This window comes from Tenacibaculum geojense, assembly GCF_042676005.1.
Taxonomy (GTDB): Bacteria; Bacteroidota; Bacteroidia; order Flavobacteriales; family Flavobacteriaceae; genus Polaribacter; species Polaribacter geojense.
The window spans coordinates 117,891-140,758 of sequence record NZ_JBHTJR010000017.1 but is presented as its reverse complement, the minus strand read 5'-3'; the positions used below and the strand labels follow the sequence as shown (position 1 = coordinate 140,758).

Below are 22,868 nucleotides of genomic sequence, written 5' to 3'. Positions count from 1 at the left end.
GGAACTTCGCTGTCTAATAGTTTTAACTATCAATCATCAACTATGAATAAATTATTACTCATTGTATTTGCTTTATGCATACAACTAACGTATGCACAAAGACCTCAAAGTAAAGCAAAAGGCAGTAACATTACCATATCTGGTAAAGTATTAGAGGCAAAATCAAAACAACCTTTAGAGTACGCTACTTTAGTACTTACAAATACAGAAACCCAACGAGTTTTAGGTGGGGTTACTAATATGCAGGGAGAATTTTCTGTAGATGCTCCAGCAGGAACTTACGACATGAAAGTTGAGTTTATTGGATTTAAAACAAAACCATTAGCTCAAAAAACGATTGTCGAAAATCTAAATTTAGGTACTATTTTACTATCTGAAGATTTAGAAACTTTAGATGAAGTTGAAATCATTGCCGAAAAATCTACAGTAGAGATTAGATTGGATAAAAAGATTTATAATGTTGGAAAAGACATGACTATTAAAGGTGGAAACGCTAGTGATGTTTTAGATAATGTTCCGTCTGTAAATGTAGATGCCGAAGGTGCAGTAAGCTTACGTGGTAACGAAAACGTAAGAATTTTAATAGATGGTAAACCATCCGCATTAGTTGGTTTAAGTGGAACAGACGCTTTACGCAATTTACCTGCAGATGCTATTGAAAAAGTAGAAGTGATTACATCTCCATCTGCTCGTTATGATGCTGAGGGAACAGCTGGTATCTTAAACATTATTTTAAGAAAAGGAAAAATTACAGGTTTTAACGGATCTGTAAATACAACTATTGGTCATCCAGATCAGTTAGCTTTAGGAGCTAATTTAAATTACAGAACCAAAAAAATTAACTTATTTTCTAACTTAGGATATCGCTACAGAAAAGGACCAGGAAACTCTCAAAGTTTCTTTACAAACTTTGATAATGGTGTTTTAAATGATTACAGAAATGAAGATAGAACCTTTGATAGAAAAAGTAATAATTACAACGGATCTATTGGACTGGAATATTACATCAATCAAAAAAGTTCTGTAACAGGATCATTTTTTTACAGAAAATCAAAAGATGACGATTTTGCTACTAACTTTACCGAGTTTTATGATGTAAACAGAGATAAAACAGGAGATCAAACAAGAATTGAAAATGAAAAAGAAGACGGAACAGATGTTCAGTATTCTTTAAACTATACCAATAACATTGATGATAAAGGTCAAAAATTAACGGTAGATCTTCAATATGGAGACAGTAGAGAAACTGAACCATCGTTAATTACTGTTGATGATGTTTTATCAGAACAAAACTCACAAATAACAAACTCGATATCTAAACTACTTCAAATAGATTATGTGTTACCAATTGGAGAAAATAGCCAATTAGAATTAGGTCATAAAGCAGATTTACAAGATTTATATTCAGATTTTAAAGTACGAGATGGTAATGGTGATCCTTTGGAGAATGATCCATCAAACACTTTAGACTTCAAACAAGATATTTATGCATTTTATGCACAATATGGTAGTAAATTAAACAAGTTTTCATACCTATTTGGTTTAAGAACAGAAATCACTGAAATTGATTTATATTTAGTTAATACGGATTCTTTTAGTGAAAAAAATTATACGGAATGGTTTCCTACTGTTAATTTTGGATATGAACTTAATGACAGTGATAATTTCACGTTAGGTTATGCAAGACGTTTGAGAAGACCTCGTTTTTGGTTCTTAAATCCTTTTGAAAGCAGAAGTTCAGCTACCAACGTATTTAGAGGAAATCCAGATTTAAATCCAACATATACTAGCTCTTATGATTTAGGTTACAATACTAAAATAAGTAAATTTAACTTAGGTGCTTCCTTATATTATCAATATTCAACAGATGTTATTCAAAGAGTTTCTATATTAGAAGAAAGAAATATAGATGGAGTTTTAACAGATGTTACCGTTAGGCAACCTTTAAACCTTAATGATGAACAACGTTATGGATTTGAGTTTACAGCTAATTATAATCCAAGTAAAAAAGTAAGACTAAGCGGTTCTTTTAATTATTTCAACTTTAAAACTGATCCGTTTAACTTTTCTTATACCAGTAATTCTGGAGAAACCGTAGTAACCGAATTAGATGAGGTAAATGAAAGCAGCTGGTTTGCAAGATTTAACTCTAGAATTACACTACCTGCAAAAATAGAATGGCAAACAAGAATTATGTATCGTGGGCCACAAGATGACGCTCAAAGCACACGTAAAGGAATGTTTGTAACAAACCTTGCTTTTAGTAAAGATTTATTTAAAGATAAAGCAACTATTGTATTAAATGTAAGTGATTTATTTAACACGCGTAAAAGAGAAAGTATAACATATTTATACGAAGAGGATGATACATTACGCTCTATAAATGATAGTAGCTTTCAATGGAGAGAACGTCAAATATCATTAAACTTTACCTACAGGTTTAATCAAAAGAAAAAAAGAGGAAGACCAGAGGGCGATTATGATGGAGGTGAAGAATTTGGAGGGTAATTAAATACATAATAAAAACCTATTTAAATTGAAAATCAATTAAAAAACCTGTTAAAAAATTTATTTTTTAATAGGTTTTTATTTGTTTTATTAACATATTTTTATAAATTAGAGGAAAATAACCCCAAAAACCTCTATTATGAAAGTTAAAAATTTACTTCTGTTAATAGCAATGTGTTTTTTTTCAAATACTTATGCCCAATCTAATACATGTGAAAGTCCAAACGACGAACCTTTACTAGATTTAAATAGTATTACAAAATGCTCTGTTGACAATAAAGATAAAGAGGATGTTTCAAGAAAAGTAAGTGTAGTTGTAACATCAAGAAAAAGGGTTGTTAGGAAAAGAAATGCAAAAAAAGGTATTAATAATAACTATAAACACAAACTTAGTAGTTTAAAGAAAAAAAATGAAATTACGAATAGTTTAAGTATTAGTAATGCTAATGGTTTAAAAATTGTTCCTTTTGACTTCACAGACCAAATACCTTTATTTAAGGATTGTGAAAGCGCCCCAATAATGCAACAAAAAAAGTGCTTTAAAAAAGAACTTTCCAATCACATAAACAAACATCTTAAGTATCCTGAAGATGCTTATGATAAAAGAATTCAAGGTAGAGTTTTAGTATACTTCACCATCAATAAAGATGGTAGCATAGGCAAAACTAAAATAAAGGCACCGTACAAAGGAGAATTATTAGCTACTGAAGCTGAAAGAATTATTAACAAATTACCGAAATTTAAACCTGGTAAACATAACGGAACACCTGTTACTGTAAAGTATGGATTACCTATCACTTTTAAAATACCTGGTGTAAAACCATCAAATATTAAAAAAGCTTCGGAAAGAGTTGAGTTAAAAGAAGTTTATAACTTTAATGAAGTATCAAAAATACCTCAATTTAAGCTGTGTAAAAATAATAAAGACAATTCTCAGTCATGTTTTAATAAAGGGTTAATTGAGCATATTGAAGATAATTTTGCATATCCTGTAGAAGCAATAGACAATGATATTGAAGGTACAGTAAATGTTAATTTTGTAATAGACACAAAAGGAAATATTGTAAATATTTTAGCAAAAGGACCTGAAAATGGAAAAATATTAGAAAATGCAGCTATTAAATTAATTGAAAAACTACCTAAATTTTCACCGGCAAAAAAAGACGGTAAAAAAGTAAATACAAGATATGGGTTTCCTGTAAAATTCACTCTTGATTAACACATTCCTAAATTAAACTTTGATTTTTAAAGCAAGGGAGGCTTTAAACAAAAAAAGCTCGTTCTTTATATTGAACGAGCTTTTTAAATATATTATTAAAAACTACTTACCTTCAGCAGCTTTTTTTGCTTCTCTTTTTAATTTAAGGTTTTCCCAAATTGTTCCACCAATCCAGTAAGGAACCACAAACGTTAATAAGAAAATTAACAACCAAAAACCGGCTGTAAATATGAACATAAATAAAACTAATCCTGAAAATTCTGAAAAATCTAACATTTGTTTTGTTTGAAAATTTTATACGCAACAAAAATAATATAAATTTTATTTTTTTCAATGTAAATTTAAAAATATTTCAATCGTAATAAAGCCAATCAATTCTAGTAGTTTTATTAACTTTGAGCATTCTTAAAATTAATTCCAACACAATGAAATACAGAATTGAAAAAGATACTATGGGACAGGTAGAAGTACCTGCAGACAAATATTGGGGTGCTCAAACAGAACGTTCTCGTAATAATTTTAAAATTGGTCCAGCTGGTTCAATGCCTCTAGAAGTAGTATATGGTTTTGCGTATTTAAAAAAGGCCGCAGCTTATGCTAACTGTGAATTAGGTGTTTTACCAACAGAAAAACGTGATTTAATTGCTGAAGTTTGTGATGAGATTTTAACTGGTAAACATGATGACCAATTCCCATTAGTAATTTGGCAAACAGGTTCTGGTACGCAAAGTAACATGAATGTTAATGAAGTAATTGCTAACAGAGCACATGAAATTGCTGGAAATGTAATTGGTGAAGGAGAAAAAACAATTCAACCTAATGATGATGTTAATAAATCGCAATCATCTAATGATACTTTCCCTACAGGTATGCATATTGCTGCCTATAAAAAAATAGTAGAAGTTACTATTCCAGGCGTTGAACAACTTCGAAATACATTAAAAGCTAAATCTGAGGCTTTTGCTGATGTTGTAAAAATTGGACGTACACATTTAATGGATGCTACTCCATTAACACTAGGTCAAGAATTTTCTGGATATGTTGCTCAATTAGATTTTGGTTTAAAAGCATTAAAAAATTCATTAGCACATTTAAGTCAATTAGCATTAGGTGGAACGGCAGTTGGAACAGGTTTAAATACCCCAAAAGGATATGATGTCTTAGTTGCTAAATTTATAGCAAAGTTTACAGACTTACCTTTTGTTACTGCTGAAAATAAATTTGAAGCTTTAGCAGCTCACGATGCTTTAGTAGAAACTCATGGAGCCTTAAAACAATTAGCCGTTTCTTTAAATAAGATAGCTAATGATATTCGTTTAATGGCTTCTGGTCCTCGTTCTGGAATTGGTGAATTAATCATTCCTGCAAATGAGCCTGGTTCATCTATCATGCCAGGCAAAGTAAATCCTACTCAAGCTGAAGCAATTACTATGGTTTGTGCACAAGTAATGGGTAACGATGTTGCTGTAACAGTTGGTGGAACTCAAGGGCATTACGAATTAAACGTATTTAAACCTATGATGGCAGCAAATGTGTTACAATCTGCTCAATTAATTGGTGACGCCTGTGTTTCTTTTGATGAAAACTGTGCTGTTGGTATTGAACCTAACCACGGAAGAATTAAAGAACTTGTAAACAACTCATTAATGTTAGTAACAGCGCTAAATACCAAAATTGGTTACTATAAAGCTGCAGAAATTGCTAACACTGCTCATACCAATGGTACAACTTTAAAGGAAGAAGCTATTAACCTTGGATATGTAACTGCAGAAGAATATGACGAATGGGTAAAACCAGAAGACATGACAGGTAGTTTAAAATAATAAACACCTTTTAATTCTATAAATTTAAAAAAGTAAAGAGCAGAAAAACATAACTACTCTTTACTTTTTTTATATCGTAAAAATATCATGACTACATTATTTATCAATATTAAAGAACTAATCCAAGTAAGAGATATATCTGTAAAAAAAGTAGCGGGAGATGCAATGAATACATTGCCAACCATTAAAAATGCTTTTCTTTTAATTAAAGATGATTTAATTGAAGATTTTGGTTCTATGGATAATGTACCAACCTCAGCCGACAGTATAGTTGATGTACGTAACAAAATGATTTTTCCAAGTTGGTGTGATAGCCATACACACATTGTATTCGCTGGAAATCGAGAACAAGAATTTGTAGATAGAATTAAAGGGCTTACTTACGAAGAAATTGCAAATAAAGGAGGCGGTATTTTAAATTCAGTAAAAAAACTTCAAATCACCTCTGAAGAAGATTTATACCTACAGTCAGCTAAAAGATTAGAAGAAGTTATAAAGCTAGGTACTGGTGCCATAGAAATTAAATCTGGATATGGTTTAACAGTTGAAGCTGAGCTTAAAATGCTTCGCGTAATAAAAAAATTACAGCAAAATTACCAACTACCAATTAAGGCTACCTTTTTAGGGGCTCACGCTTTTCCTTCAGAATATAAAAATAATAAAGAAGCATACATTAATATTATAATTAATGAAATGTTACCCAAAATTGCCGCTGAAAATTTAGCTGAATTTATAGATGTTTTTTGTGAAACTGGATATTTTTCAGTAGCAGATACCGATAAAATATTAACTGCTGCAAAAAAATATAATTTAACTCCTAAAGTACATGTTAATCAATTTAATAGTATTGGAGGGGTTGAAAAAAGTGTTCTTCACAATGCTTTATCGGTAGATCATCTTGAAATAATGACTAAAGAAGATATTGTTGCACTACAAAACTCTGAAACGATGCCGGTAGCGCTACCCTCATGTTCTTATTTTCTAAGTATTCCATACACTCCTGCAAAAGACATTATAGCCGCAAACTTACCATTAGCATTAGCTACAGATTTTAATCCAGGGTCAACTCCTTCTGGAAACATGAACTTTGTAGTAGCAACAGCTTGTATTAAAATGAAAATGACACCCGAACAAGCTATTAACGCTGCAACTATTAACGGTGCTTACGCCATGAATTTAAGTGATAAAGTAGGATCAATCACTAAAGGAAAAAAAGCAAACTTTTTTATTACTAAAGAAATCCCATCGTACGGATTTTTACCATATAGTTTTGGTAGTAATTTAATAGAATCTGCGTACATTAATGGTGAAGAGTTTTAAATAAATAATTATGCTACATATTTTTACACAATACGATATTGATGAGCTTACTATTAAAAGAGATGGTGAAGTAAAATTGGGTCAAAAAGTTTCAGTTTTAGATGATGAAAAAGATTTTTTTGAAGAAGTAGCCAACAATAAATCTAGCTTTGTTTTGATTGGAATTCCTGAAGATATTGGTGTAAAAATGAACAAAGGACAAGGCGGAGCACATACCGCTTTCTTTCCCGCTTTAAAAGCCTTTTTAAACACGCAAGAAAATCAATTTATAAGTGGCAAAGAAATTTTAGTACTTGGTTATTTAGATTTTTTAGATACTGTAGAAACTTTTATTGCTGATGATGCTGAAAAAGGAGACTACTTAGTAAAACAAATAGACAAAGAACTATCTGAATTAATTCACTTTATTGTTTCATTAGATAAAATTCCGATTATTATTGGTGGTGGACACAACAATGCTTACGGAAATATTAAAGGAATGTCTACTGCTCTTCAACATAAAATTAATGTTATTAACATGGACGCTCACTCTGATTTAAGAAAATTAGAGGAACGCCATAGTGGAAACGGATTCTCATATGCTTTAGAGGATGGATATTTAGACAGGTATTTTATGTTTGGACTGCATGAAAATTATACACCTCAATATATTTTTGAGTTTATACATGATCAACTCAACATAGAGTATACTATGTTTGAAGAAATGTATATTTATCAAACTACCTCTTTTGATAATGAATTAACCAGAGCTAAAAACTTTATAAAAACCAAACCTTATGGAATAGAATTGGATTTAGATTGTATACAGCAATTTCCATCTAGTGCCATGACACCTTCTGGTTTTTTACCAGAGCAAGCAAGAAGATTTGTACATTTTATGGCGAAGCATAAAAACGCTTCATACTTACATATTTGTGAAGGTGCTCCAAGTATCAGTAACCAACCTAATGCTGATGCTCAGGTTGGAAAATATATAAGTTATTTAATTACTGATTTTATTAAAGCTAAAGAGTTGTTTATTTAATTAAGCTATCCAGTTTTTAAAATCTTTTACTCTTTCTCGACTTACTATTATTTCCTGATCATTAAATGACTGTAAAACAAGTTTTAGTCTGGAGTTTGTATATGCTACAATATCTTTTATTGCATTAATATGAACAATAAAGGTACGATTTACCCTAAAAAATTGTTCAGGATCTAACTCATCTTGCCAATATTCTAATGAACTATCTATTAAGTAGTTTCTTTTTTCATTAGTATGAATATAGCTTGCCTTATTTTCAGAATACAAACATTCTATATTATCCGTATGAATAATTTTAATATGCTGACCAACCTTTATACTGAAGCGTTTCTTATACTTTCTATCTATAGGATTGATTAATAGCTTTCTAATTTCATCAATATTTACTTGAAGGTTATTATTAGTAGGTTGTTGTTCTTTATATTTTTCAATAGCTACTATAAGCTCATCTTCATCAATAGGTTTTAATAAATAATCAATAGAATTAAGTTTAAAAGCTTTTAAAGCATATTCATCATAAGCCGTTGTAAAAATTATAGCTGATTTAACAGGAATCTCTTCAAAAATTTCAAAAGAAAGACCATCTGACAATTGAATGTCAAGAAAAATTAAATCTGGATGTGTATTGTTTTGAAACCAATTTAAAGCCTCTTCAACTGAATGCAACATAGTGTTAACCTGAATATCTTGAGCGGCTAACATTCGTTGAAGTCTTCTTGCTGCTGGTTTTTCATCTTCTATAATTAATACGTTCATTTTATGTTAAGTTTGATTATTTGTATTTATTAGTGGCTTTTGTAAATGCGAGACTCCTTTTGTTGTTCCTTTTGCATAATTTCTTTTATCTTTTTTTCTTCCCAATCATTTCCAAAACCAAAAATATTTTTTCCAAATACCAACATCCAATGTAAAAAAACTGATATCCCCCACCCTAATAATGAAAACCAAAACCAATGAAAATGAGGTACAAATGTTAGGTTTACATATATAATTATGGGCATAGTTAAGCAAAATAAAAAGAAATGAATGTAAAAACCTTTAATATCTTTAACTTGCTTTTTTGCTTTTAAATATTGATGTTCCTGAGTATACTTAGCCTCCATAATAGTTTTTTTTTAGTAATTATTTTCTTAATATATCTTTTTTACGTTGCTCCTCTTTCTCCATCAATTCTTTAATTTTTCTTTCTTCCCAGTTTTTAGTCATTGTATTTGGAAAACCAAAGACACCTAACCAGTGAAAAAAGACGCCAATTCCCCAAAATAACCAAGTAGAATAGGTTCCAAAATTTGTTAAAGCCTCTATAAAAGAACGGTTGTTATCTTTCATTAAACCAAATATGATAACACCACTTAAAAACACATTAACAACTACATACCAGAAGAAATGAGCATAAAATCCTTTCTCTTTTTTAACACGCTGCTTTGCTAAAAGATATTGTTCTTCTTTTGAATAATCTGTATTCATAACCTTAAAATTTATTGTTGTTCATGTATTCTTTTATCTTTCTTTCCTCCCAGTCGTTTCCTAAAAAGCTAAAACCAAAAGCGTCTAATCCGTGGAAAATAACTCCTAATCCCCAGCCTGCCATTGGAAACCAAAACCATTGAAATTGAGGAGAAAAACGTAAATTGATAAATATTAACAAAGGAATAAACACTATGTATGAGATTAAATTCTGATAAAATTCTTTTATTTTCTGAACTTTCTCTACTGCTTTTATATAACTACTATTTTCAAAATTTTCTGGCGTTTTCATATTATAATTCGTTTTTAATAACAGTGGTAAACTCACTGTAAATGTTTTGTGATTGTTTTGAATACTAATCTGTTGATTAGATATTAATCCGTATCTATCAGCTATATTTTGCAAACCTACTTTGGTGCTTTTACCTATAGCCTCTTTAGGATTTATATTGTTTTTAATTTTTAAATAACCATCTTCCTCATAAATATCAATTTGTAAAGGTTTTGATGGTGATACCACATTGTGCTTAACTGCATTCTCTAGCAACAGTTGTAGGGATAATGGCACAATTTTAAGTTCTGGATTACTAATTGTTTTTGGTATGGTAAACTCTAAAGAGTCTTCAAACCTCATCTGTAATAATTCCATGTAAGTTTTTGCAAATTTCAACTCTTCAGAAATAGGTATTAACTCTTTATTTCGCTGCTCTAAAACATATCTGTATACCTTAGATAACTTTGTAGTAAAGCGTTCTGCTTGATAAGGATTTTCACCAATTAATGAGGTTAATACATTTAAACTATTAAATAAAAAATGAGGATCTATTTGGCTTTTTAATGTCTCAAACTTAGCACTTTCTGTTTTAGCTACAATTTGTTGTTGAGTGGTTTCTTGTTTTAACGAGTTTTTCCATTCGATCATAAAACTTTTAGCATGAAAAAAAGTAGCAACTCCTAATGATAAAATTATAGCAAATAAGTGTGTATAAATTAATCGTTGACTAAATAATACTTCAAACTTATTTTGTAAAACAACTACATATTGTATATAGTGTATAAACAATACAGCAATTACTGTAAAAGTTATAGTAGCTATAATACCAGCCCAAACTCTTTGATTGGTTTGAGTAACCCAATCCCATTTTAAAGATATATAACTGTTTATTATTCCATTTCCAACGCCTAAAATAAATGAATACAACGCTGAGAATAAAAACACTACTGCTGCTTCTTTTATGCTAAATGCTTGATTAATTAAGGTAAATAAAACCCCAAAAAGCATAGTTAATTTAGTGCAAACGATTAAATCTTTTTTAAATTCTGAAGACCAGTAAGAAAGTACACTCATTGTAGTTTAAGTTGTTAATTAAAATTTAATATCTAAAGATACATCTTTATCCGTAACTTCAAATTTAGCATCGTTGTATTGAGGTGGACCAAAATTCATTACATTGTTAGAAGCTCCATAATCCTCTAAAGGCATTCCGTTAGTAGCAAAATCCATTTTTCCATTGTTGTTTTTATCATGGTAGCAAGTAACTGCATATTCTCCAGGAATAACATTTGTAAATGAAATTGCACATTTACCATTTTTAATAATTCCTTTTTTATACTGAACAGGGTTTTGCATAAAATTATCTTTAGTAAATAATGCAAAATAAATAACTCCTTCTTCTGAATTTACATTAATAACGGTTGCATTAATTGTTTGGTTAGAAGTTTCTTTTACTGAAGAAAAGAATAGCGTGATAGACATTAATAAAAGTGACATGATTTTCATAATTGTTGTTTTTAATAATTAATTACACTACAAAAGTGCATCAGAACTAAGGCTTTACAAACTATAAATTACCCAACTGTATTTTTTTTAGGATGAATTGTAATATCCCAAGAAGATTTTTAGTTAGAATTAATAATTCAAAAAAAATAAAAAAAAAAGAGTAAACCATTGTAGATTGAAAGCAACTATAAGAAAATGCAATCAAATTCAAGCTTTACAAACAGAAATGTTATTACTAAGTAACAATTTACCTAGTGGATATCATAGAGATTATCAGCTTTTAAAAGAAAATATCATAAAAGCTATTGAAAGCCTAAAAAAAATACTATCTATTTTTAATTATGCTATCGCTCAAGTAGAAGTGAAAAAAGTCGATTTAAATGATGAAAAATTCAAGTACTTATTTACAGTTGACACTATTAATAATTTAGTTACAGAAGGTATGCCTTTTAGAGAAGCCTATAACAATATTAGTAAAGAAGTGGAAAACGGAACGTATGCACCTGATAGTTCTAAAAAACATACACATATATGAAGTATCCATAATTTATGCTTAAAAGAAATACAACAAAAGTTTACTTCTTTTTAAAGTATTCTATCAACATAACATTGCTAAATAGCATAGAAAAAGCATAACCAATATCTTCAACAGGTATAGTGAGTAAACGAATTCCTAAGTTTTCATCGTTATTGTACCATACAACCGGAGTTTCTATTCCTGTACCTGTTAAGATTCCGTTTACAATAAAAAATGGTACTAAAATGATTAAAAATGCTATATAGAAACGTTGTAAATGTTGTATCCCATATTTATAACCAACTATTAAAACCAATGATAAAAATGAATAGTTTACAAAAGTATAAGCTTTAGCTGTATTAGTAATTGCTAGATAGACTACTAATACAAAAGTTAAAAGTGTAATTATCTTTACTGCCTTTAATGGAATTAAAAGTTTAGGTTTAAAATATTCTAAAGAATAATGAATAAAAATACTTGCATAAGGTATACAAAAAAAGAACATCCACTCTTCAATAGGCATACCAAACAATAGTAAAGATAGATGATAATCTGGGTTGAAACCCCAAACGCCATTTTTAGTAAAAATAGCATCCCAAACTAAAAAAATTGCCGCTACAATAGTTAATGATGTTAATACTGCTTTCCAATGTTTAATAAAGCGCATATTCTTTTCAAAAGAATACAATAAAGGAATACTTAATGAACCTAAGTTTAAGAGTAAATATAAAAAACTCACTATTTTTTATATTGTTTAAAATATTTTAACGGCACAAACAACATTCCAAAACATTCTCCATCTTGTTTACCAAGATGTTTGTGATGTATTTTATGTGCTTTGCGTAAACCTCTAAAATACCAATTATTAGTTCTTTTAAACCAACTAAAACGCTGGTGAATTAATACGTCATGTATTAAAAAATAAGCTAATCCGTATAGTAAAATACCTAATCCAATAAAGAAAAGAACATTTAACTCTGGTCTAATTCCAAAGAAAAACAACAACATGCTTGGAATTGCAAATACAACAAAAAAAGCATCATTTTTTTCGAAAACATGAGGATAACCTGGTTGATGGTGATCTTCATGTAAAAACCAACCAAAACCATGCATTACATATTTGTGTGTGCACCATGTTATTCCTTCCATGGTTATAAATGTAACTAGTGTAACTAAAATGAATATGATCATTCTTTAAATACTAATTTTTAAATTAAGTTTAATTTATACTTAACGTAACTTCTAGCCAACAAATTTATTTTCATCGGATTAGAAATCCTAATTCTAGAGTCCATAATTTTTGTTGAAGGTGTATTTTTTAACTTATTTAACAGTTTTCTGTAATATCTGTATGCCATATAAACACCAAACTTAGCTTCTACAGGTAGTTGTAAAATGCCATTATTAAAGGCAAAATTAAAATCTGCTTCAATATCTTCAATAATTGCTTGTTTAGATTGATTATCTAAATTTTGAAGATCTATATTTGGAAAATACGAACGATTTAAATCTTCAAAATCTGCTTTTAAATCTCTTAAAAAATTTACTTTTTGAAATGCTGAACCTAATCTTTTTGCAGGTTCTTTTAATTGATTATACTTTGCTTCATCACCGTTTACAAAAACTTTTAAGCACATTAAACCAACAACATCAGCAGATCCATATATGTAGGCTTCATATTCTTCTTGAGTTGTGTAATCAGATTTGTATAAATCTGCTCGCATACTTTTTAAAAAAGCCTGAACTAAATCATCTGTAATATTAAAGGTTTTAACCGTGTAAATAAATGAATTTAAAATTGGGTTTAGACTTATACCTTGATGGAGTGATAAATAATAATCACGTTCAAATTGATCTAATAATCCCTCTTTGTCATACTCATGAAAAGTATCAACAATTTCATCTGCAAAACGAACAAAACCATAAATATTATAAATATGATCTCTAATGTTTTTAGATAGCATTTTTGTGGCTAACGAAAACGAAGTACTATATTTTTTGGTTACTATCTTACTACATTTGTAAGAAACCTCGTCAAATAATTGTTTCATTACTTGTAAGTTTTTAAGATTAAATCTGATGCTATTTTACCCGAAATTAACGACGGTGGCACACCCGGTCCTGGAACGGTTAGTTGTCCTGTAAAAAATAAATTCTTTACTTTTTTACTTTTTATATTCGGCCTTAAAAAGGCTGTTTGTGTTAAAATATTTGCTAAACCATAAGCGTTACCCTTGTAAGAATTGTATTCTTCCACAAAATCACTTACGCAAAAACTCTTCTTAAATATAATACTTTCTTTTACATTTTGACCAGTTAATTGCTCTAATCTGTTGATTATGATATCAAAATATGTATTTCTCAACTCTTCTGAGTCTTCAATACCTGGTGCTAGAGGAATTAAAAAGGTACCTGCTTCTTTACCTTCTGGAGCAAATGAATCATCTGTTATACTAGGGAAACTAGCATAAAACAAAGGTTCTTCTGGCCATTCTGGTGTATCATATATAGATTTTGCATGTACATCAAAATCTGTATCAAAAAACAGTGTATGATGCTCAACATTTATCAACTTTTTGTCGAAACCAACATAAAATAATAATGAACTTGGGGCAAACGTTCTGTTATCCCAATATTTTTCTGAGTACTGCCTTAAATTATTTGGTAATAAAGTTTCTGTATGATGATAATCTGCTCCACTTAACAGCAAATCTGTTTTTATGAATTCATCATTAACAACAATACCCTCAACAGCATTTTTATCATTAATTTTTATGGATGAAACTGTAGCATTGGTTGTAAAATTTACTCCCAAACTTTGAGCTAAAGTAACCATTGCTTCTATGACCATATACATTCCTCCTATTGGATGCCATGTACCTAAACCAAAATCAGCATAATTCATAAAATTATAAAAAGCTGGTGTATTACTTGGCTTCGCGCCTAAAAACAAAACGGGGAACTCTAAAATTTGAATTAGTTTGTTACTTTTAATATTTTTTCTAACCTGCTTTCTTATTGTTGAAAAGAACTGAGTTACTCTTACCATGGTTTCAGGTGTAACTAACTCTAGTGGTGATAAACCTGGCCTGTAAACAATATCTTTTACCGCAATATTATAATTATCCTGAGCACTTTTAATAAACTTTTCTAAATGCTTAGAACTACCTTTTTCTTCAGCTTCAAATATTTTATAAATAGCTTCTAAATTACCAGGAATTATTATTGAATCATTTTCACCAAAATAAACCTGATAAGCAGGATCTAACCTTTCTAATTTGTAGTAATCAGATGGTTTTTTGTTGAAGTCTGCGAAAAACTTTTCAAAAACATCTGGCATCCAATACCAAGTTGGACCAATATCAAAGGTAAACCCATCTTGCTTATATTGCCTTGCTCTTCCACCTAAAGTACTGTTTTTTTCATATACCTTAACTTGGTATCCTGCTTGGGCTAAATAGCATGAGGCTGCTAGTGATGAAAACCCCGATCCGATTATAGAAACTTCTTTTTTCAATTTTGTTTAACTTAATTCAATCAAAAATAAACAAAATTTTAATTTAAGATGTTTAATTTATCATAAAATTTATAAATAAGGCTACTACAACTCTTTAATCATCTCTATAACAGACGGATACAAAGTAACATTAGCATCAAACTTTTTCTCTTTAATTGTTTCCGTCTTGTTACCAATAGCGATTAACCTATGTTCTGTACCTTTTAAAATATTGTTGATTTCATCAAAATATTCATCAACTTTATCATCGTACGGTTTTACGGTTAATGAAGTAATAAAACAAACCTTAAGATCACCATCAAAGAAATAATTTAAATTGTCTAAAGGTAAACTTTGACCTAAATATACAGTTTGACAACCTCTTAAAACTAATTCATAATTTAAATACATCAATCCAATTTCATGAATTTCACCGTCTGGTAAAAACAAAACATACGTGTAATCATTATTTGACGCTGCATATTCAAGTTTTTCAATATTTAATTGAATTTTTTGAATAATTAGGTTTGAAATAAAATGTTCATGAGCTGGTAACAACGTATTGGTTTGCCACAACAAACCAATATGATTTAAAAAAGGAATAAATATCTTTTTAAAAATTTGACTAAATGTCATTTTGTGTAACAACTTATTATAGGTGTTATTAAATAACACCTTATCAAATTGAAACATGGATAGTTTAAAAGCATTTATTGCCTCATCATTTGCGGCTAATTTAAAAGCTAATTCACGAGCATTAACTGTAATTTGCTCGTCATTCATATCTGCTATTTTAGATATTTTAAAATTATGCTTGTTTAAAAGTGCAACGTTTAAAAGTTTTTGCAAACTTTTTGCAGAATAATATCTAATATTAGTGTCTGTTCTATTAGGTTGCAACAAATTGTACCTTTTCTCCCAAATACGAATGGTATGTGCCTTAATACCAGAAATATTCTCAAGGTCTTTTATTGTAAATGTGGTTTTTATGTTGTTCAACTTAATTGTATTTTTATTAAACAAAGATACAATTTATTTCTTTTATGTCAATTTTTTATAAATAAGTTGTAACATTTTTTACATTTGAGCTACTGATAATTTAACTAACTATTATAACGTGAAAGAAAGTATAAAAGATAATTTTTTGGCAGATTTTGAGGCTAATCAAAATATTGCACATAAAATTTGTAGAATTTATACTTCTAATGAAAGTGATCATAATGATTTGTTTCAAGAAATAACTATTCAACTCTGGAAAAACTACCCAAAGTTTAGAGGTGATGCAAAATTTAGTACTTGGATGTATCGAGTAGCTTTAAACACAGCTATTTCTTTATACAGAAAGTCAACCAGAACTGTTAAGACTCAAGACATTTCTGATGTTGCTTTTAAAATAAAATCAGTGGATTATGATGACACTCAAGAACAACAGTTAAAAGCTTTATACAAAGCAATTAGAGGATTAAATGATATTGACAAAGCGCTTGTTTTTTTATACTTAGAAGACAAATCATACAAAGAAATATCAGAAACTTTAGGTATTAGTGAAGTAAATGCTCGTGTGAAAATGAACAGAGCTAAAGACAAATTAAAAAGAATTTTGAACCCATAATTTATGGATGTTTTAGATAAATACAAAGATGCTTGGAATCAACAACCTGATAATTCCCCAAAAATTTCAAAGGCTGATATTTACAAGCTTATGCACAAGAAATCATCATCGATAGTAAAATGGATTTTTATTATTGGTATTTTAGAGTTTTTAATATTAAACTCTACCTATTTATTCATAGATTTTAATGAAGCAGCACAAGTTTACAGAGATATGGGACTTATTCATTTTGCTTACATATTTCAAACAATTACTTACATAATTGTAGCTTACTTTCTGTATCTTTTTTACAAAAATTACAAAACTATATCTGTAACGGATACTACCAAACAATTAATGGATAATATTATAAAAACTCGTAAAGCTGTTCGTAATTACGTATTGTTTAATATTAGTTCTGGTTTGTTACTTTTTGTAGTTATAATGATAGCTTCTGTAAAAAATTTGGAAGTTTCTTTAAAAATGCCCGAAATGATTGGTATAACCATTGGTATTATAATTGTAGCTGGTATTTTACTTTTACTATTTTGGTTGTTCTACCAAGTGCTTTATGGCTTTTTATTAAAGAAACTAAAGCGAAACTATAAAGAACTATCTAAAATAGATGAGCTAAATTAAAAAGGTTGGAGTTAAAACTCCAACCTTTTTAATTATAGTTTTTTAACTCTTGTAGTAATTTTGAATGCATTTCATCTGTATAATCTAAATGGGTAACAATTCTTAATTTACCTTCTCCCATAGAAATCATTAGTATATTTTTAGATTCCATTTTAGCAATAAAATCCATTGGATCAATGTTATCATTGACATAGAAAATAACGATATTAGTCTCTATTGGTTCAACCTTTTTTACATAAGATTGTTCTACTAAAACCTCCCCTATTTCTTTTGCTTTTTTATGGTCCTCTGCTAAACGTTCTACATGATTATCTAAAGCATAAATTGCTGCTGCGGCTAAATAGCCAACCTGACGCATAGCACCTCCTAATAATTTTCTTATTCTAAATGCTTTGGCAATGTGTTCTTTACTTCCAACTAAAATAGAACCTATAGGCGCACCTAAACCTTTCGATAAACAAACAGATATCGTATCAAATAACTCTCCGTATTGCTTGGGTGTTTCATTTTTAGCCACTAAAGCATTAAATAATCGAGCTCCATCTAAATGAAAAGCTAATTCATTTTCCTTAGCTACCTTCTGAACTTTTTTTAGTTCTTCAAAATCCCAACATGCACCTCCTCCTTTATTAGTTGTGTTTTCTATACATACTAAACGTGAATACGGAACGTGAATATCTGCTCTACCAGCTACAACTTCTTGTAATTGTTTTGCAGTAAACATCCCTCTATTACCATCAATAAGTTTACATGTTACTCCAGCGTTAAAAGCAGCTCCACCACCTTCATAATTATACACATGCGCCCATTTATCACAAAATAATTTATCGCCCGGCTGTGTATGTAACTTTATGGCAGTTTGATTAGCCATGGTTCCAGAAGGAAAAAACAAAGCAGCTTCCATTCCAAATAATTTAGCAACTTTATCTTGTAATTCATTAACCGTAGGGTCTGCATTAAAAACATCATCTCCAACCTTAGCTTCCATCATAACTTGTAGCATTTCTGGAGTTGGTTTTGTTACTGTATCACTTATTAAGTTTATTATCATTTTTAAGTACGTATTTAAAGTGTATTTTTGCAATTATGATTACACATGAACAGCTAAAAAATATCGCTGAACGCGTTGACAAGTTAAAAGGATATCTGGAAATTGACAAGAAATTGATTGAAATTTCTAACGAGGAAGAAAAAACAGCAAATCCTGATTTTTGGAACAATCCTAAAGAAGCTGAGGCCTTAATGAAATCATTAAGGTTTAAGAAAAAATGGGTAGAAGACTACAATACGATCGTAGGTTTTTATGAAGACTTAAATGTATTGTATGACTTTTTTAAAGAGGGAGATGTTGAAGAAAGCGAGGTAATTGAACAATATGAAAAAACAGCAACGTTTTTAGAAGATATCGAGTTTAAAAACATGCTTTCCGAAGAAGGTGATATCTTAAGTGCTACCATTCAAATAACTGCAGGTGCTGGAGGAACAGAAAGTTGTGATTGGACAGAAATGCTTACGAGAATGTACACCATGTGGGCAGAAAAACAAGGCTACAAATTAAAAACTCTTAACTACCAAAGTGGAGATACTGCAGGTATTAAAACAATTACCATGGAAGTTGAGGGCGATTATGCTTTTGGTTGGCTTAAAGGAGAAAATGGTGTCCATCGTTTGGTTAGAATCTCTCCTTTTGACAGTAATGCTAAACGTCATACCTCATTTGCCTCTGTATATGTTTATCCTGTTGCCGATGATTCTATTGAAATAGAAATTAATCCTGCTGATATAGAAATAACAACTGCTAGATCTAGTGGTGCAGGAGGACAAAATGTTAATAAGGTAGAAACAAAAGTTCAGTTAGTTCATAAACCATCAGGTATTCAGATACAATGTTCTAACTCTCGTTCTCAGCATGACAATAGAGCTACAGCCTTACAAATGTTAAAATCTCAATTATATGAAATTGAGTTACAAAAAAGACTAGCAGCTAGAGACGAAATTGAAGCTAATAAACTTAAAAACGAATGGGGAAGTCAAATTCGTAATTATGTAATGCATCCTTATAAGTTGGTAAAAGACGTTCGTACAGCTCACGAAACGGGTAATGTAGATGCTGTTATGGATGGAAATATCAATCCGTTTTTAAAAGCCTATTTGATGATGATGGGACAAAAAGAAGAATAATTTTTCACATTAAATATGTACAAAATATGATTAAAATATATCACAATCCACGTTGTTCGAAATCTCGCCAAGGTGTTGCTATTTTAGAGGAAAGTAACGTTGAATTTGAAACAATAAAATACCTTGATCAAACCTTAACAAAAGACGAACTTGTAGAAATAATTTCATTATTAGAAATTAAACCAATTGAACTAGTCAGAAAAAACGAAAAGATTTGGAAAGAGAGTTTTAAATCAAAAGAGCTTACTGATGATGAAATCATTAATGCCATGATAGAAAATCCAAAACTTATAGAGCGTCCTATTGTAGTTAATAATAAAAAAGCTGTTATTGGTAGGCCTCCTGAAAATATTAATAGAATTATTTAAAAAAAACTCATCATAAAATGAGTTTTTTTAATTTTATAATAATTTTAAGGTTTAAAAATTAAATTTACATAGGTTAATAAGTATATTCGCTTCATAAATATAAATAATTAACTATGAAAAAAGTATTTTACGCAATTTCTTTTGCTTTACTTTTGAGCTCTTTCTCATATGCTCAAACTTCTTTAAAAGATGAAAAAGGAAAATTAAAATCAATAAAAATCCCTTCAGATCCATCTGTAAAAATAGGGAAATTATCAAACGGACTAACTTACTTTATAAAACAAAATTCGAAACCAGAAAATAAGGTTGAATTACGTTTAGCCATTAAGGCTGGTTCTATTTTAGAAGATGATGATCAATTAGGTTTGGCTCATTTTATGGAACATATGAATTTTAATGGAACTAAAAACTTCAAGAAAAACGAATTAGTTGACTATTTACAATCAATTGGTGTAAAGTTTGGAGCACATTTAAATGCATATACTAGTTTTGATGAAACTGTATATATATTACCTATACCTAGTGACGATGATACTAAACTCGAAAAAGGTTTTCAAATTTTAGAAGATTGGTCGCATGCAGCCTTATTAAAAGGAGACGATATTGATGAAGAACGAGGAGTAGTTTTAGAAGAGTATAGATCTAGAAGAGACGCAAACTCTAGAATGATGGAAAAATACTTAGATAAAGTTGCCTACGGATCTAAATATGCTAAAAGGCTACCTATAGGAACTAAAGAAAATTTGGAAAATTTTAAACATGAAAGTATTCGTCGTTTTCATAAAGATTGGTATCGACCAGATTTAATGGCTGTTATAGTTGTAGGTGATGCTGAAATAAATGTTTTAGAAAAAAAGATTAAAGATCATTTTGAAAAAATTCCTGCCGTCAAAAACCCAAGAAAAAAAGAAAACTTCACCCTAAAAAATCATCAAGAAACATTCATCGCCATTGAGGCAGACAAGGAAGCTGCGTTTTCAAGAGTACAAATAATGTATAAAGATCGTGAAGATACCGCACCTAAAACTAACATCGAAGACTTTAGAAAAAACTTAATCAACTCATTATTTGATCAAATGATAAACAACAGGTTTGATGAATTAGCTAACGGTGAAAACCCTCCTTTTACTTATGGGTATAGCTTTTATGGAGGAACTTTTGCTAAAAACAGAAAAGCGTTTCAATCTGTAGCCAGTACCAGTTCCGATGGTCAGTTAATTGGTTTAGAAGCTCTTTTAACAGAAAATGAAAGAGTTAAAAGATATGGTTTTTTATCTAATGAATTTGAAAGAGCCAAAACTAATATAATAGCTTCATTTGAAAAAAGGTTTAAAGATAAAGATAAAAGAGAGTCTAGTAGAATTACTAGAAGTTTAGTATCTAGCTTTTTAAACGATACTCCAAGCCCAAGTATAGAATGGGAATTTAAAACAACAAAAAGTATATTACCATCTATAACAGTCGAAGAAGTAAATCAATTAATAACTAATTTTTTACATGACGATAATAGAGTAGTTGTAATTACGGGACCTGAAAAAAAAGTAACTGAAAAACAAGTTTTAACGCTTTTAAAAGAAGTAAAAACAAAAGAACTAAAACCTTATGAAGACAAAGTTGTCAGTACAAGCTTAATTGAAAAACTTCCATTGAAAGGAAAAGTTATCAAAATTGAAACTAATGAAAAGTTAGCAACCAAAACACTACATTTAAGTAATGGTGCAAAAGTTACTTTTAAGAAAACAGATTTTAAAAACGATGAAATTTTGTTTGAAGCTTTTAGCTTTGGAGGTCATTCTCTTTACTCTGATGATGAAATTAAAAAAACAGCTTTTGCCAATGGTGGCTTATATGAAGCTGGAGTAAATAATTACTCTAAAAACGATTTAAATAAAATGATGACAGGTAAAATTGTTAGAGTAAATCCTTACATAAGTACATATAGTGAAGGTTTTAGGGGTATGTCTACACCTAAAGACTTAGAAACTTTATTTCAGATGGTTCATTTATACTTTACTTCTCTTAATAAAGATGATAAGGCTTTCAATTCATTTGTTACGAAACAAAAAAACTTTTTTGGTAATTTAATGGCTAATCCTAATTTTTATTTTCAAAGTGAGATGTCAAAATTCATTAATAATGGCAACACAAGATATACAGGATTTCCAAGTCCTGAAAAATATGAAAATGTAGATTATAACCTAGCTTACAATAAATACCTAGAACGTTTTGCTAATGCTGGAGATTTTAATTTTTATTTTGTTGGTAATGTAAACGAAAAAGAAATCATAAAATTTGCTGAACAATATTTAGCTAATTTACCTGGTAAAAAATCAGATGAAACATATAAAGTACATTCTTTTAGACCAATTACTGGATCTCACACACATATTATTGAAAAAGGTAAAGACCCTAAAAGTAATGTCAGAATTTCATATCAAGGAGAGGCTGATTTTAACGAAAAAGATGCATTAACTTTTAAACTTCTTGGAGATGCACTAAGTATAAAGTTAATTGAAAAACTTAGAGAAAAAGAAGCAGGTGTTTATTCTACTGGGGCTTATGCTGCATTATCTAAAATTCCATATGGTAAATATAATTTAAGTATTTCATTTCCATGTGGACCAGAAAATGTAGAAAAATTAAAAACTATTGCAGTAAATGAAGTTGCTGAAATTGTAAAAAATGGTCCAACAGATGAGGACATTGAAAAAGCAAAAAAAGCGTTAATTTTACAACATAAAGAGGATAGCAAAAAGAATAAGTATTGGTTATCTTATATTAAAAATATTGATTATTTAGATAATCCTGATAATTTTGATAGCTATGAAGCAAATATAAATGCCATTACCAAGAAAGACATCAAACAATTAGCTAATAAGTATTTAACAAATGGCTATATTTTAGGAATACTAAATCCAGAGAAATAATATTATAA

The 22,868-nt window shown here is 29.5% G+C and carries 22 protein-coding genes and 1 pseudogene; 11 read left to right on the top strand and 12 right to left on the bottom strand.

Translation table 11 applies throughout. The features are described 5' to 3' along the window. Nucleotides 1-42 precede the first annotated feature (42 nt). Nucleotides 43-2,508 carry a TonB-dependent receptor domain-containing protein gene (locus tag ACFQ1U_RS02945; protein ID WP_386105142.1) on the top strand — a complete coding sequence of 822 codons (2,466 nt, stop codon included), beginning with the start codon at nt 43-45 and terminating at the stop codon, nt 2,506-2,508. A 139-nt stretch (nt 2,509-2,647) separates the two neighbouring features. Beyond that, nucleotides 2,648-3,727 carry an energy transducer TonB gene (locus ACFQ1U_RS02940; RefSeq protein WP_386105140.1) on the top strand — a complete coding sequence of 360 codons (1,080 nt, stop codon included), beginning with the start codon at nt 2,648-2,650 and terminating at the stop codon, nt 3,725-3,727. Between the two features lie 102 nt (nt 3,728-3,829). On the opposite strand, the gene ACFQ1U_RS02935 is transcribed toward ACFQ1U_RS02940, so the two are convergent. After that, on the bottom strand, nt 3,830-4,003 hold the full coding sequence (locus tag ACFQ1U_RS02935) for a hypothetical protein (protein WP_320417068.1): 174 nt from the start codon (nt 4,001-4,003) through the stop codon (nt 3,830-3,832). Between the two features lie 149 nt (nt 4,004-4,152). Here ACFQ1U_RS02935 and fumC point away from each other — a divergent pair, with 149 nt between their 5' ends. From fumC to ACFQ1U_RS02920, 3 genes are all read left to right on the top strand, one after another. Continuing rightward, the gene (gene fumC, locus ACFQ1U_RS02930; protein ID WP_386105138.1) at nt 4,153-5,550 is read left to right on the top strand and encodes a class II fumarate hydratase; all 1,398 of its coding nucleotides are present in this window, start codon (nt 4,153-4,155) and stop codon (nt 5,548-5,550) included. Nucleotides 5,551-5,637: 87 nt separating this feature from the next. After that, nucleotides 5,638-6,870, top strand: coding sequence for an imidazolonepropionase (gene hutI, locus ACFQ1U_RS02925; RefSeq protein WP_386105136.1), 1,233 nt, complete (start codon nt 5,638-5,640; stop codon nt 6,868-6,870). A 10-nt stretch (nt 6,871-6,880) separates the two neighbouring features. Further along, a complete protein-coding gene (locus tag ACFQ1U_RS02920; RefSeq protein ID WP_386105134.1) occupies nt 6,881-7,894 on the top strand; it encodes a formimidoylglutamase in 1,014 nt (337 codons plus the stop codon). Here ACFQ1U_RS02920 and ACFQ1U_RS02915 read toward each other — a convergent pair whose 3' ends face one another. The 5 genes from ACFQ1U_RS02915 to ACFQ1U_RS02895 are packed head-to-tail and all read right to left on the bottom strand — an operon-like array spanning nt 7,895 to nt 11,141. Then, on the bottom strand, nt 7,895-8,650 hold the full coding sequence (locus ACFQ1U_RS02915) for a LytR/AlgR family response regulator transcription factor (protein WP_386105132.1): 756 nt from the start codon (nt 8,648-8,650) through the stop codon (nt 7,895-7,897). A 29-nt stretch (nt 8,651-8,679) separates the two neighbouring features. Then, nucleotides 8,680-8,997, bottom strand: a complete 318-nt coding sequence (locus ACFQ1U_RS02910) for a 2TM domain-containing protein (RefSeq protein WP_386105130.1) — start codon at nt 8,995-8,997, stop codon at nt 8,680-8,682. Between the two features lie 19 nt (nt 8,998-9,016). Further along, the gene (locus ACFQ1U_RS02905; protein ID WP_386105128.1) at nt 9,017-9,361 is read right to left on the bottom strand and encodes a 2TM domain-containing protein; all 345 of its coding nucleotides are present in this window, start codon (nt 9,359-9,361) and stop codon (nt 9,017-9,019) included. A 4-nt stretch (nt 9,362-9,365) separates the two neighbouring features. Then, nucleotides 9,366-10,709 (bottom strand): histidine kinase, encoded by a 1,344-nt coding sequence (locus ACFQ1U_RS02900; RefSeq protein ID WP_386105126.1) that lies wholly within the window; start codon nt 10,707-10,709, stop codon nt 9,366-9,368. Nucleotides 10,710-10,727: 18 nt separating this feature from the next. After that, nucleotides 10,728-11,141 (bottom strand): DUF2141 domain-containing protein, encoded by a 414-nt coding sequence (locus ACFQ1U_RS02895; protein ID WP_386105124.1) that lies wholly within the window; start codon nt 11,139-11,141, stop codon nt 10,728-10,730. Nucleotides 11,142-11,334: 193 nt separating this feature from the next. Between ACFQ1U_RS02895 and ACFQ1U_RS02890 the strand changes: the two are divergent. Then, nucleotides 11,335-11,676, top strand: a pseudogene (locus ACFQ1U_RS02890) (argininosuccinate lyase); the annotation flags it as partial. 40 nt (nt 11,677-11,716) lie between these two features. Here the strand turns inward: ACFQ1U_RS02890 and ACFQ1U_RS02885 are convergent. The 5 genes from ACFQ1U_RS02885 to ACFQ1U_RS02865 all read right to left on the bottom strand — a co-directional run bounded on the left by ACFQ1U_RS02885 (nt 11,717) and on the right by ACFQ1U_RS02865 (nt 16,153). Continuing rightward, on the bottom strand, nt 11,717-12,397 hold the full coding sequence (locus ACFQ1U_RS02885; protein ID WP_386105122.1) for a lycopene cyclase domain-containing protein: 681 nt from the start codon (nt 12,395-12,397) through the stop codon (nt 11,717-11,719). Further along, nucleotides 12,397-12,807, bottom strand: coding sequence for a sterol desaturase family protein (locus ACFQ1U_RS02880; protein ID WP_386105120.1), 411 nt, complete (start codon nt 12,805-12,807; stop codon nt 12,397-12,399). The genes ACFQ1U_RS02885 and ACFQ1U_RS02880 overlap by 1 nt, the downstream gene beginning before the upstream one ends. Nucleotides 12,808-12,866: 59 nt before the next feature. Further along, entirely contained in the window at nt 12,867-13,709 is an 843-nt protein-coding gene (locus ACFQ1U_RS02875) for a phytoene/squalene synthase family protein (protein WP_386105118.1), read from the bottom strand. Next, the gene (locus tag ACFQ1U_RS02870; RefSeq protein ID WP_386105116.1) at nt 13,709-15,175 is read right to left on the bottom strand and encodes a phytoene desaturase family protein; all 1,467 of its coding nucleotides are present in this window, start codon (nt 15,173-15,175) and stop codon (nt 13,709-13,711) included. Before ACFQ1U_RS02870 ends, ACFQ1U_RS02875 begins: the two co-directional genes overlap by 1 nt. Nucleotides 15,176-15,259: 84 nt before the next feature. Beyond that, complete coding sequence (locus ACFQ1U_RS02865; RefSeq protein ID WP_386105114.1) at nt 15,260-16,153, bottom strand: MerR family transcriptional regulator; 894 nt, start codon at nt 16,151-16,153, stop codon at nt 15,260-15,262. Between the two features lie 118 nt (nt 16,154-16,271). Here ACFQ1U_RS02865 and ACFQ1U_RS02860 point away from each other — a divergent pair, with 118 nt between their 5' ends. Together ACFQ1U_RS02860 and ACFQ1U_RS02855 are read left to right on the top strand one after the other, a co-directional pair. Further along, nucleotides 16,272-16,766, top strand: a complete 495-nt coding sequence (locus ACFQ1U_RS02860) for an RNA polymerase sigma factor (RefSeq protein WP_386105112.1) — start codon at nt 16,272-16,274, stop codon at nt 16,764-16,766. Between the two features lie 3 nt (nt 16,767-16,769). Further along, nucleotides 16,770-17,384 (top strand): hypothetical protein, encoded by a 615-nt coding sequence (locus ACFQ1U_RS02855; RefSeq protein WP_386105110.1) that lies wholly within the window; start codon nt 16,770-16,772, stop codon nt 17,382-17,384. A 28-nt stretch (nt 17,385-17,412) separates the two neighbouring features. On the opposite strand, the gene ACFQ1U_RS02850 is transcribed toward ACFQ1U_RS02855, so the two are convergent. After that, nucleotides 17,413-18,435: a threonine aldolase family protein gene (locus tag ACFQ1U_RS02850; RefSeq protein ID WP_386105108.1), complete on the bottom strand. Its 1,023-nt coding sequence runs from the start codon at nt 18,433-18,435 to the stop codon at nt 17,413-17,415. 35 nt (nt 18,436-18,470) lie between these two features. Here ACFQ1U_RS02850 and prfB point away from each other — a divergent pair, with 35 nt between their 5' ends. The 3 genes from prfB to ACFQ1U_RS02835 all read left to right on the top strand — a co-directional run bounded on the left by prfB (nt 18,471) and on the right by ACFQ1U_RS02835 (nt 22,860). Then, nucleotides 18,471-19,565, top strand: a complete 1,095-nt coding sequence (prfB, locus tag ACFQ1U_RS02845) for a peptide chain release factor 2 (protein WP_386105106.1) — start codon at nt 18,471-18,473, stop codon at nt 19,563-19,565. Between the two features lie 26 nt (nt 19,566-19,591). Then, on the top strand, nt 19,592-19,933 hold the full coding sequence (arsC, locus tag ACFQ1U_RS02840) for an arsenate reductase (glutaredoxin) (RefSeq protein WP_386105104.1): 342 nt from the start codon (nt 19,592-19,594) through the stop codon (nt 19,931-19,933). Nucleotides 19,934-20,046: 113 nt separating this feature from the next. Further along, entirely contained in the window at nt 20,047-22,860 is a 2,814-nt protein-coding gene (locus ACFQ1U_RS02835; protein ID WP_386105102.1) for a M16 family metallopeptidase, read from the top strand. The last annotated feature ends 8 nt before the right edge of the window (nt 22,861-22,868 follow it).